15 protein-coding genes are annotated in these 10,814 nt (G+C 59.9%); 9 read left to right on the top strand and 6 right to left on the bottom strand.

The genetic code is table 11. The annotated features are described in order from the left end of the window. Window positions 1-283: 283 nt before the first annotated feature. The 3 genes from BV95_RS23975 to BV95_RS24815 all read right to left on the bottom strand — a co-directional run bounded on the left by BV95_RS23975 (window position 284) and on the right by BV95_RS24815 (window position 1,284). The gene (locus BV95_RS23975; RefSeq protein WP_156028737.1) at window positions 284-445 is read right to left on the bottom strand and encodes a hypothetical protein; all 162 of its coding nucleotides are present in this window, start codon (window positions 443-445) and stop codon (window positions 284-286) included. Then, window positions 442-816: a hypothetical protein gene (locus BV95_RS23970; RefSeq protein WP_156028736.1), complete on the bottom strand. Its 375-nt coding sequence runs from the start codon at window positions 814-816 to the stop codon at window positions 442-444. Before BV95_RS23970 ends, BV95_RS23975 begins: the two co-directional genes overlap by 4 nt. Window positions 817-942: 126 nt before the next feature. Then, window positions 943-1,284, bottom strand: coding sequence for a transglutaminase-like domain-containing protein (locus BV95_RS24815; protein WP_255265464.1), 342 nt, complete (start codon window positions 1,282-1,284; stop codon window positions 943-945). 363 nt (window positions 1,285-1,647) lie between these two features. Between BV95_RS24815 and BV95_RS21625 the strand changes: the two genes are divergently transcribed. The 6 genes from BV95_RS21625 to BV95_RS21605 all read left to right on the top strand — a co-directional run bounded on the left by BV95_RS21625 (window position 1,648) and on the right by BV95_RS21605 (window position 5,428). Further along, window positions 1,648-1,935, top strand: a complete 288-nt coding sequence (locus tag BV95_RS21625; protein WP_037457203.1) for a co-chaperone GroES — start codon at window positions 1,648-1,650, stop codon at window positions 1,933-1,935. Between the two features lie 71 nt (window positions 1,936-2,006). Next, complete coding sequence (gene groL, locus BV95_RS21620; protein ID WP_037457194.1) at window positions 2,007-3,638, top strand: chaperonin GroEL; 1,632 nt, start codon at window positions 2,007-2,009, stop codon at window positions 3,636-3,638. A gap of 79 nt (window positions 3,639-3,717) precedes the next feature. Then, complete coding sequence (locus BV95_RS23965) at window positions 3,718-3,882, top strand: hypothetical protein (RefSeq protein WP_156028735.1); 165 nt, start codon at window positions 3,718-3,720, stop codon at window positions 3,880-3,882. Between the two features lie 50 nt (window positions 3,883-3,932). Beyond that, entirely contained in the window at window positions 3,933-4,184 is a 252-nt protein-coding gene (locus BV95_RS21615) for a hypothetical protein (protein ID WP_051749937.1), read from the top strand. Beyond that, a complete protein-coding gene (locus BV95_RS21610) occupies window positions 4,184-4,432 on the top strand; it encodes a hypothetical protein (protein WP_037457189.1) in 249 nt (82 codons plus the stop codon). Before BV95_RS21615 ends, BV95_RS21610 begins: the two co-directional genes overlap by 1 nt. Window positions 4,433-4,492: 60 nt before the next feature. Next, complete coding sequence (locus BV95_RS21605; RefSeq protein WP_081873487.1) at window positions 4,493-5,428, top strand: beta-1,6-N-acetylglucosaminyltransferase; 936 nt, start codon at window positions 4,493-4,495, stop codon at window positions 5,426-5,428. Between the two features lie 26 nt (window positions 5,429-5,454). Here BV95_RS21605 and BV95_RS21600 read toward each other — a convergent pair whose 3' ends face one another. Together BV95_RS21600 and BV95_RS21595 are read right to left on the bottom strand one after the other, a co-directional pair. Further along, window positions 5,455-6,108, bottom strand: coding sequence for a polyamine aminopropyltransferase (locus tag BV95_RS21600; protein WP_234703274.1), 654 nt, complete (start codon window positions 6,106-6,108; stop codon window positions 5,455-5,457). A gap of 260 nt (window positions 6,109-6,368) precedes the next feature. Continuing rightward, window positions 6,369-6,557 (bottom strand): hypothetical protein, encoded by a 189-nt coding sequence (locus BV95_RS21595; RefSeq protein ID WP_037457185.1) that lies wholly within the window; start codon window positions 6,555-6,557, stop codon window positions 6,369-6,371. Between the two features lie 671 nt (window positions 6,558-7,228). Between BV95_RS21595 and BV95_RS21590 the strand changes: the two genes are divergently transcribed. From BV95_RS21590 to BV95_RS21580, 3 genes are all read left to right on the top strand, one after another. Beyond that, window positions 7,229-8,335 carry a Fic family protein gene (locus BV95_RS21590; protein ID WP_037457182.1) on the top strand — a complete coding sequence of 369 codons (1,107 nt, stop codon included), beginning with the start codon at window positions 7,229-7,231 and terminating at the stop codon, window positions 8,333-8,335. 165 nt (window positions 8,336-8,500) lie between these two features. Beyond that, window positions 8,501-8,860, top strand: a complete 360-nt coding sequence (locus tag BV95_RS21585) for a helix-turn-helix domain-containing protein (protein WP_234703273.1) — start codon at window positions 8,501-8,503, stop codon at window positions 8,858-8,860. Further along, on the top strand, window positions 8,857-10,128 hold the full coding sequence (locus BV95_RS21580) for a type II toxin-antitoxin system HipA family toxin (RefSeq protein WP_234703272.1): 1,272 nt from the start codon (window positions 8,857-8,859) through the stop codon (window positions 10,126-10,128). The genes BV95_RS21585 and BV95_RS21580 overlap by 4 nt, the downstream gene beginning before the upstream one ends. Before the next feature lie 107 nt (window positions 10,129-10,235). Here the strand turns inward: BV95_RS21580 and BV95_RS21575 are convergent, their stop codons facing one another. Then, complete coding sequence (locus BV95_RS21575) at window positions 10,236-10,595, bottom strand: type IV toxin-antitoxin system AbiEi family antitoxin domain-containing protein (RefSeq protein ID WP_234703271.1); 360 nt, start codon at window positions 10,593-10,595, stop codon at window positions 10,236-10,238. Window positions 10,596-10,814 lie beyond the last annotated feature (219 nt).

Genomic DNA, 10,814 nt, shown 5'->3' with positions numbered 1-10,814 from the left:
GTAATGCCAGCGCCGGATTACGCTCAATAACGCCATGTCCAACACTCCATGACCCCTCGCTCGCCAAAGCCAGGGGTGAGTTCAACATGGGTCACTTCTCAGTGGAAATATCGGCCCTTCCCGGGTCAACTCTCAGTGGCAATCAACACACGGATATTTCCCAGGATGGCTTGGTCGCGCGATCATGCTGATAGGTCCCTTGGATCCGGCAAAAAGTCGATGAGAGTTCCATGGGACTTACCCTGTAAGGGGAGCGGGCATCGACCGTTGCCCAAGCCGGGGTTCAAGATGGTGGTGTGTCGCGCTTTGCCTGGGCAATCGCATCGCTGAGGCGCGAATATCTATATTCCTTGTAACGGTAATGATCGGCGGGGACGCGGGTGATCCCGTATCGCGCCATCATTTCTGTTTCGGAGGCTTCGCTCCGTTCCGGAGAACCGCTCATCCTTCTTGCTCCTGCGACTGAACGCTGGCGCGCAGGACATCGAGCCTCGCCTTTTGCTGACGCAGAACACGGGAACGATGCGCATAATTATTATAGCGCATCCCCATCCGTCCATTGGCAAGATCGCTGGCCAATATGCTTTCCATGTTACGGACCTCAGCTTCCAGCGCCTCAACATCATTCGTGGAAATTGCGGGAGATGCGGTCTCGGGCCTCTCTGCTGCGAGGCGACCACCCTCATTCTCCCAATTATCCTCGCGCAGGGATCGCACGACATCATGCCGCTCCACGCCAGATGACGGAATGACAGGAAGATCGAGCAGGAGAGGCAATTTTCCCATGCCTGCGGCAGTAGTAGAAATAAGGGACATCGTTCGTCTCCAATGATGAGCGGGAGCACGAACTATCTCTCAGCCGCGCTCGTGCCCGAGGCAGTAGGAGTGCGATGAACATGATATAGTGTGTAAAAGGCGCAATACCATGACCGACGGGCCTTATTACCAAACCGCGACGCAATCCGCCGACTTATGCGCTTGTCCGCGAAGGTCGACTTCCACGGTCATATGGTCCAGCATGTCCGCAGGCCCCGCATAGCTTCCGCTGACCGGCCTCACCTGGCGGATATCGCGTCCTGCCGCCACTGGAACAAGGTTGACGCCGCCGACGCTGCGGTTGGTCGGATCGAAAGTGATCCAACCGGCGCCGGGCACGAAGACCTCCGCCCAGGCATGGGTGGAACCCGCAGCATTCTGGCCGGCGACGTTTCCAGCCCGGCTATCAAGGTAGCCCGAGACGATCCGCGCGCCGAAGTCGAGACTGCGCGCTGCGTTGGCGAACAGCAGGCCACAGCTTGTCCAGCGCAGCGTGACTGGTCAGCTCGGCGGCACGATCGATTACGATTGGGCCGAATGGATCGCTGCCGACTTGCCAACTGACCGTCTGAACTTGATTGGGTCACACCGCGAAAGCACGTTTTTTCCTGTGCGCCATAGCCGCCCATCGGCTTGGCCCCGAAATCTAAGCCTTCGCAGGCTCGCGGAGCAGGCCGACGGGAGCTCCACCTTGTTTTCTAGGGTGTCGGCCCCCACATTGAGTTCGTTGGCATTCGCGTCTCCGCGATATTCAATCGCAAATCGGTAGCGCTGGCTCCCCGCTTGTGAAGCGACGACATCCCGTCGCGGTCCAGCGGCAGGATGCTATTCATGACATTTCGACCTCTTCGCGATCGCGTGCTGGTCCGCCGCATTGCCGCTGCCGCGCAAACCGCGGGCGGCATCATCATTCCTGACACCGCCAAGGAGAAGCCGCAGGAGGGCGAGATCGTCGCCGCGGGCACGGGTATCAAAGCTGAGAACGGCATGGTCATCCCGCTCGATCTCCAGGCGGGCGACCGCATCCTGTTCGGCAAGCGGTCCGGTTCCGAAGTGAGGCTGGACGGCGAGAACCTCCTCATCATGAAGGAAAGCGATGTCCTCGGGGTCATTGACTGACGCAGGCCCTCCCGTCTCCCGCCGATGCCCTTCCGGGCAGCGGACGACCAGCTACAAAAGGATCAGACAATATGCCCGCCAAAGAGGTCAAATTTTCGCGCGACGCCCGTGAAGGCATCGCCCGCGGCGTCGATATTCTCGCCAACGCCGTTCGCGTGACATTGGGGCCCAAGGGCCGCAACGTCCTCATCAACAAGAGCTATGGCGCACCGCGCATCACCAAGGACGGCGTGACGGTCGCCAGGGAGATCGAGCTCAGCGACAAGTTCGAGAATATGGGTGCCCAGATGATCCGGGCAGTCGCGTCCAAGGCGCAGGACCATGCCGGCGACGGCACGACCACCGCGACGGTCCTCGCTCAGTCGATTGTGCGGGAAGGCATGAAATCAGTCTCCGCGGGCGTTGATCCGATGGATCTCAAGCGCGGCATCGATATCGCCGTCGGGGCTGTCGTGGCCGAGCTCAAGGCGCGCTCGAAGCCGGTCTCCAACAACGAGGAGATCGCCCAGGTCGGTATCGTCTCGGCCAATGGTGACGAGGTCGTCGGTCGCAAAATCGCGGAAGCGATGGAGAAGGTGGGCAAGGAAGGCGTCATCACGATCGAAGAAGCGACCGGCGTCGAGTTCGAACTGGATGTGGTCGAAGGCATGCAGTTCGACCGTGGCTATCTTTCGCCCTACTTCATCACCAACCCGGAAAGGAGCCTGGTCGAGTTTCAGGATCCCTATATCCTGATCCACGAGAAGAAGCTTGGCGCTCTTCAGGGGCTGCTCCCGATCCTTGAGGCGGTGGTTCAGGCGGGTCGCCCCCTGCTCATCATCGCTGAAGACATCGAGGGGGAGTCTCTCGCCACGCTCGTCGTCAACAAGCTGCGCGGCAGCCTGAACGTCGCGGCCGTGAAGGCGCCGGGGTTTGGTGATCGGCGCAAGGCGATGCTCGAAGACATTGCGGTCCTGACCGGAGGCAATCTCATCACCGAGGATCTCGGCATCAAGCTCGAGACCGTGACGCTGGACATGCTTGGACAAGCCAGGCGTGTCACGATCGACAAGGACACAACGACCATCGTCGATGGCGCTGGCGATGCGGGCGCGATCAAGGGGCGCGTCGAATCGCTCCGGTCGCAGGTCGAGAACAGCGCCAGCGATTATGATCGCGAGAAGCTGCAGGAGCGGCTTGCCAAGCTCGCCGGTGGCGTGGCCGTCATGAAAGTGGGCGGTGTATCCGAGACGGAAGTGAAGGAGCGGAAGGATCGCGTCGACGACGCGCTGCATGCGACGCGTGCGGCGGTGGAAGAAGGCGTCGTGCCGGGTGGTGGCACCGCCTTGCTCTATGCCTCCAAGGCGCTGGATGGCCTCAACCCAGTCAACGACGATCAGCGGCGCGGTATCGACATCGTCCGCAAGGCGCTTCAGGCTCCGTTGCGGCAGATCGCCGAAAATGCCGGACATGATGGTGGCGTGATCGCCGGCCGCCTGCTCGATAAGCGCGACGAGAATTTGGGCTTCAATGCCCAGACCGAGCAGTTTGAGAACCTGTTCCAATCCGGCGTGATCGACCCGACGAAGGTCGTGCGGATCGCGTTGCAGGACGCGGCCTCGGCTGCAGGCCTGCTGATCACCACCGAAGCGGCTGTCGCGGAGTTGACCGACCAAAGCAGTACGCCGTCCATGACCGGCGGCATCGGCGGCATGAGTTTCTGACGAAATCGGCGTGGGGCTGGCAGCCAAGCTTACCTCCCCCCTCCTTCGCCCGTCTTCCTTCCAACAGGAGTAGCTCTTCATGACACTTCAATCGACACCCGCCACCGAACTCACCGACGAAGAGTTGATGCTCAAATACGATATCAAGCGCGTCCCCACCGACCGCTTCCACCACAAGTCCTTCCGTTACTCACGGCTGGACGATGCCCTGCGACAGGCGATGCGGGATCAGCCTCCGGCTTAGCGCGGACCGGTTGCACCTGCCCATAACCGTTGTCGCGAAGGAGTTCCCTCATGACCCATACATCCGCCTTTTGCAGGGCTCAGGAAGCCTTGCATCGTGACCGGGCGGCGGTCGCTGATCTCGACAATGTCCGGATCATCGCGGCGGCTGCGGCCTCAGCCTGGGCGCGCGAAGCCGTTATCGCCGTTCGCCGCGAGGGCAAGCTTGGCCGGGAAGATCGGCTGCCGGCCGCGGCTTCGCTGTCCGAGGAAGCAGAGGATGCAGCCTTCAGCGAAAATCCGGACCGTAGTCTCGCAACCTGATGGCGCTGCGGACAACCAGGACATCCATCAGCTTCAAGGCGCCATTTCAACTAGCCGCATTGGACGAAGTCCTGCCGGCGGGCATCTACGATATCGATACGGAAGAGGAAATCATCGAGGGGAATGAGCGCACGGTCTACCTGCGGGTGGCAACGCTCCTTCACGTGCGGAGCCATAATATGGTCCGAACCGTCACGATCGATCCAAAGGCGCTGCAGGCAGCCTTCGACGCCGACGATCGCTCCTGAAGCGACCGTCCATTCATCCCGTTTTCCGGCATCAGGCCGACACCAAAGGAGGCCAGCCACATGATCGCCTATTTCCTTCTCGTTCATCGCTTTCCCGAGCAGTTCAAACGGATGTTCCAGGCGATCTATGCGCCGGGCAATATCTATCTCATCCACATCGACAGGAATTCCGGCAAGGCTCTGGCGCAGGAGCTCGAAGCCTTCCTGGCGCCTTATCAAGGCGTCGAGATCCTCCCGGCGCGCAGGGTCCTGTGGGGCGGCTACAGCCTTGTCGAGGCGGAACTGCGGGGAATGAGGCGCCTGCTCGAGATGGACGCAGGTTGGACGCATTTCATCAACCTGAGCGGTCAGGATTTTCCGCTCAAATCGCAAGGCTACATCCGGGACTATCTGTCTGCCCATCCGAACACGCAGTTCATGCGATGCGCCGATCAGCTGGCGATCCGTCCCGATACGATGAACCGGGTCAGCCATCTCTTCATCGAGGTTTTCCGACGCATATTCCGCACCAGAATTGCGAGGGCCTTCCCGCGCGGCGCAACGCCGTTCATCGGAACGCAGTGGAAGGTCGTCAGTCGGCGCTTTTGCGAGTTCGCCTGTCACGATCCGCTGACCGCCAGATTCAAGCGCTTCTACAAGCGCAGCTTCATCGCGGACGAAGGCTTCTTTCAGACCCTTCTTATGAACGGCTTTCCACAGGGCGATGTCGTCGACGACGATCTGCGCACTATCGACTGGGTGCCTGATGGAGACATCAAGCTACGGCCGCGAACCTTCACGAGACGCGATGCGACCCGGCTGACGCTCAGCCCGGACCTCTTCGCCCGCAAGTTCGACATGAACGAGGACAGGGAGATATTCGACCTGCTGGAGCACCATCTCGCTTCGTCGGCGGCTTCGAACTTCAATCCCTTGGGCGATCGCTGTGTCGTCGAGAGAGGGATGACAATTGCACGGACTTCGAGCGGCATGGGGGACTCAGTGTCGGCGGGCTGACCGGGCATCGAGCCTCAATTTTCAGGTTACGACTTGGTCGCCAGCCAAATCACATGGCGGTCACCCCGGCCGCGCTCACCAGTACGCATATGCACCTCTTCGACGATGAAGCGCGCATCTTCGAGTTCGTCGGCAAAGCCATAAGCCGGATAGCCGGACCAGATTGCAAGAACACCGCCAGGACGCAGTGCGGCATGGGCCAATTGCAAGCCTCCAACCGAATAAAGGCGGTCATTGGCGAGACTGATCAAACCGTCGGGTCCATTGTCGACATCCAACAGGATAGCGTCAAATCGTTCAGGTGATCCGGCGATGAGGTCGTGTACATCGCAAATTTCCACCGCAAGCCGCCGGTCGGCCAGCGCGTCGCCAAACAGGTGGGCCAATGGTCCCCGGGCCCAATCCAGAACCTTGGGGACGAGTTCGGCAACGACCACGCGGGCATTTGCGGGCAAGACGGCCAGCGCCGCGACCAGTGTAAAGCCCATGCCAAGTCCGCCGATCAGCAGTTGTGCATCGTCCTTGCAAACGCGCTGGCAGGCAAGCGTTGCCAGAGCCTGCTCGGACCGGCTGACCCAGCTTACCATTAGCTGGGTTTCGCCATACTCGATCGCGAAATCGTTACCCCGCCGGCGCAGGAGCAATCGACCGCCGCCAGGAATATCCGCCGTGTCGATCAATTCAATCGGCAGATCGCGGGTCTCGATGGCGTCGCTCAGGGGACGCTTCGTTCTGGTTTGGCTTCACTCGCCGGTGGCGCGGCGGTGTCGCCCGTCAAGATTTCCGCCGCAGCACGTCGACGTCCGATCGCATTGCGAACCGCGCGGTTGCGACGGTTATTTGCTGTGCGCAGTTGGCCCATATTCATCCTGTCAGGTCGATATCGCGCGCGGCGTTGGCCGGGTTCGGCATTCATCAGGCAGCGAGATAATGTTCTTGCTCACATCGACGCGATGGACACAAGCGCTATCTTGAACTTGCCTGATGCTTTCGCCACGTCGCCGCTTACGACGTCCTGGACGGTAAGTTCGATGCGGGGCGACGCGCGCGTATATTTCGGGGGCAGCCTTGTCGGCTTGGTGCTGACACTGAGCGATGCGTGCCAGGGGAAATCCCTGGTAACCGACATGACTGTCTCCTCGATAAGTCAAAATATCATTTCAACCAAGCATCTCCGCGCCCACGCGGCGTAATTCGCGGGTCGGGAGAACGCCGACGGGATACTGGCCCGATGGCATCCGCGCTTTACGCCGAGGGATCGACATGGCTGAGTGGCAGGTAACGGGTACGAATTTGAATTTCATTATGGTCCTGTGCGCCTCACTTTGGCGCAAAATTGATAAATTGGGCCGCAAGACCGAGATGATCGGCGAGAGGCGATAAATGTTCGATCCGGAAGCGATCGGGTTCGGGAATGCGGCGCACGGTTTCTGCGCCCACAATTGAGTGCGAAGCTGTCGCGGCCTCTCTCTGGCTGGACCCGCCTGAACGCCGCCGGACGTTCCCGGATTTCAAGCAGAAGAGGACTCAAAAACGCCATATTTATCTTTGTAATTCAGTATCTTATTTCTATTTATTTCTACCGATACCATAACCGATGCCCTGGGACTTTTTATCTGAGAGGTTCGAGTCCCAAAAGGCTCGAGATCGCCGGTTTGCATTGCCGATTCGTCGCTCCCTTTACGACGAACAACGCTTGGCCGACCCATACGGTTAGGCGCTCGTCCTGAGCGAATAGAAACGTCTTTTATAAATCAAATAATGCTCTAATTTGATCGATAGAAAGGTGTGCTATCGATCATGCGTTGGAACTGGCAGCAATCCGATTGGCCGAACTTCGCCTACGATGCGAGGTATCTGAGAAGCCGTGAGGATCGGTTTCTGAAGGGCGCGGGCATCCTGGTAGGCGTCATGGCCCATCTCGATGCCGACGATCGCCAGAATCTTTCCATCGAACTCATAGCACAGGAAGCCGTCGACAGCTCCGCAATCGAGGGAGAGATTCTCGATCGCGCGAGCGTGCAGTCATCCGTCGCGAAGCATCTGGGGATCAAGGCCGACCACCGCCGCGCCAACGCCGCCGAGGCGGGCGCTGCAGAACTCATGGCGAACCTCTTCCGCAGCTATCGCGAGCCGGTCAGCGACGCCATGTTATTCCACTGGCATGCCTTGCTCATGAACGGCAGGCGGGATCTTGCCGACATCGGCCGATATCGAACGCGCACTGATCCCATGCAGATCGTCTCCGGAGCCCTGCACGCGCCCAAGGTGCATTTCGAGGCGCCGCCATCACAGGCGGTGCCGGCCGAGATGAAGGCTTTCATCGCGTGGTTCAACCACAGCAGGCCGGATGGACGCTCACCCGTGAGCGTACTCGCGCGGGCGGGTGTTGCTCATTTATGGTTCGAATCCATCCATCCCTTCGAAGATGGCAACGGGCGCCTTGGCCGGGCGATTGCGGAGAAGGCCTTGGCGCAGGGGCTTGACGCACCCGCGATCACCGCTCTTGCGGAAACCATCCAGCACCATCGCAAAAATTATTACACCCAGCTTCAACGCGCGAGTTTGTCGAACCGCATCGACGAATGGCTCGACTGGTTTTCCGACATCGCGCTTGCGGCCCAACAGCGCACGCTGGATCGCGTTCATTTCCTCCTCGCCAAGACGAAGCTGCTCGATCGCCTTCGCGACCACCTCAATTCACGGCAGGAAAAGGCCATGCTCCGCATGTTCGCCGAAGGACCGGATGGCTTCGAGGGCGGCCTGAGCGCGGCAAACTACCGGACCATCACCGATGCTGCTCCAGCGACGGCCACGCGCGATCTCGCGGAACTGGTCGAGTTGGGAGCTTTGCGCAAGCAGGGCGAACTGAAGCGCACGCGGTATTTCTTGAACCTTGGTGAATGATGGCAGGAAGGTGACGGACGGTCTCGACCTATGGCCCCGCCGAAAAACACCCAGCGGCCTGCACCTCTTTCTCTCCGCTCCTGAAACGGCCATGCCATCGGAAATGATGCGTTTACATATCTCATTGGTCTAATATGATATGAAAAGGAATCATTCAAATTTGACGTGCTGGCCGAGACAAGATATGTAGGCGCTTCATGTGATTTCATTTTGAATCGTATAGGGATCATCATGGGTGCTATATCTGAAACCCTGCGCGAACTCGGCGAACGCCTGCGACAGGCGAGGCTAGCCGCCGGATTGACGCAAGAGCAGGTGGCCGATCTGGCTGGCATCTCCCGTCCACGCTATCGCGATATCGAAACGGGCATTGCTGCTGCGCGCGCCACGACGCTCATGAATGTCTCCCGTGCGCTCGGGCTGGAGATGATGCTGGTGCCGCAAGCGATGGTCCCGGCCGTCCGGGCGTTGATGCGTCCGCATGACGACGACGATTTGCCCGCCTTTGTTTCACAGCCCGATTGAAGACGAATATCATGGCGCAAACTTCTCACGCACCTCAGGCGTTTCAGTCCCTGGACGTGTTCCTGAATGCGCTGAAGGTCGGTGTGATCGTCAGGACGCCTGGCGACTTCAACGCATTCAGCTTTGACGAGGCGTATCGGGCGACCGGCGGTGTGCCGGTCCTCAGCCTGTCCTTCCGCGCGGCCACCGGGGGCCTGCGAAAGGATCCCAAGCCGGTGAGCGGGGCATTGCCGGCCTTCTTTGCGAACCTGCTGCCAGAGGACAAGCTGCGCGAGGCGATGGAAAAGCATCATGCAGACGCCGTCCGTCCGGGCAATGATTTCGACCTGTTGGCGGCGCTCGGCGCGGATCTGCCGGGGGCCGTCCGGATTCTAGCCAGTGACGGCATGAAAGTAACGCCGCAGGACAGTGCAAAGGGAAAGCCGAAGGCGCGTTTTTCGCTAGCGGGCGTGCAGATGAAGCTGTCGGTGATGAAGAACACCGGCAAGGGAGGTGGACTGACGCTTCCGCTCGATGACGGCCAGGGGCAATATATCGCGAAGTTCCCCTCCACGGCATTTCCTGGTGTGTCCGAGAACGAGTTTGCCAATCTCGCCCTAGCGGCCGCGATCGGTATGGACGTGCCCGAGCGCGAACTGGTCGAGAAATCCGATTTTGAAGGCATTCCGGAGGATTTCGACACGCTGTCGGAAGGCAAGGTTCTTCTCATCAGGCGTTTTGACCGTGGCCCGCAGGGTGAGAGAATCCACATCGAGGACTTCGCCCAGGTGTTTGGCGTCTATCCCTCCCGTAAATATGAGGGGGCAGCCTATCACGATGTGGCCGCCGCCGTGAACGCGGCCGTGTCCCCTACCGCCGCGCTCGAATTTGTGCGCCGGCTCGCGCTGGCAGCGGTGACCGGCAATGGCGACATGCACCTTAAAAATTGGTCGCTGATCTATCGTGATGAAGGCAGCACACCCGCGCTCGCGCCGATCTACGACGTGTTGTCTACCATCCCCTACATTCCTACAGACAGCATGGCGCTGTCGCTTGGTGGCGAACGGTCGTTCAAGGCGCTGTCGGTGCCTCGCTGGAAATCTTTCGCGAACCGAGCAAGGCTACCCGAGCCGGCGGTTCTTCAAGCCGTGGTGGAGACGGTGGCTCGCGTCAACGAGCATTGGTGGCATCTGCCGGAGCGGGCCGTCGTCCCTGCGACGGTGCTCGAGCGTATCGACGCGCATGTGAAAGTGATGACGCCGATCTTGAACTCCTGCGCGGAAAAATGAGCAGGTGAAGAGGAACTCGAACGATAAGATGATCATCATAGGTGGCGACGTTCGTTCTCCCCAAGCAATGCGAGAAAAGTCGTCGGCCTCCCTCACAGCGGTAGCGCTCAGCCAGGATCGACCAGTTCCTTGGGGAGCAGCAGTTGATATTTCGCGACATAGCGCCCGTTCGGCACGAGGCTGCGGTCGCCCACCCCGAGGTCGATCCGATCAAGGTCGAGATGGCGTATGACCGGCAGATCGGCGCGCTCGGCAAGGTAGAGGAACAGCCTGCGCGCCTTGATCGAGGCGCATTGCTCCAACAGGCTCTGCATGAGTTTTGGCCGTATCAAGGTCATGCTCTCCATGATCAAGCCGGCCTCGACGAGGCCGAATATCTTCGGCGCTAGGTGCAGCAGTTCCAGCGCGGCGCGTTCCGCAGTGGAAGTCCTCAAGGCAAAGCCCTCGGGCGTTGTCTGCTCGATCACGCCCAAGTCCTGCGGGAGGAGCTTCGTCTGGACGTGGCGGACCTCATCGCCCAATGGGTTCTGAACCAGAGCGGCAGCGAGACGTTGAGCGGTAAGCGGTAAAAATCCCCCACATGGCATTTGAGGCGGTTCTGTAATTTGGGATGGTCAGGCGGCGCTTGCGATGCCGTTCAGTTCGAACGAAGCTTGCGCGGCATTGGTGTCGACCCAGTTGTACGG

The organism is Sphingobium chlorophenolicum (genome assembly GCF_000722875.1).
Lineage (GTDB): Bacteria > Pseudomonadota > Alphaproteobacteria > Sphingomonadales > Sphingomonadaceae > Sphingobium > Sphingobium chlorophenolicum.
Note: the sequence above shows the minus strand (reverse complement) of the source record. Positions and strands in the feature narration are given on the sequence as shown.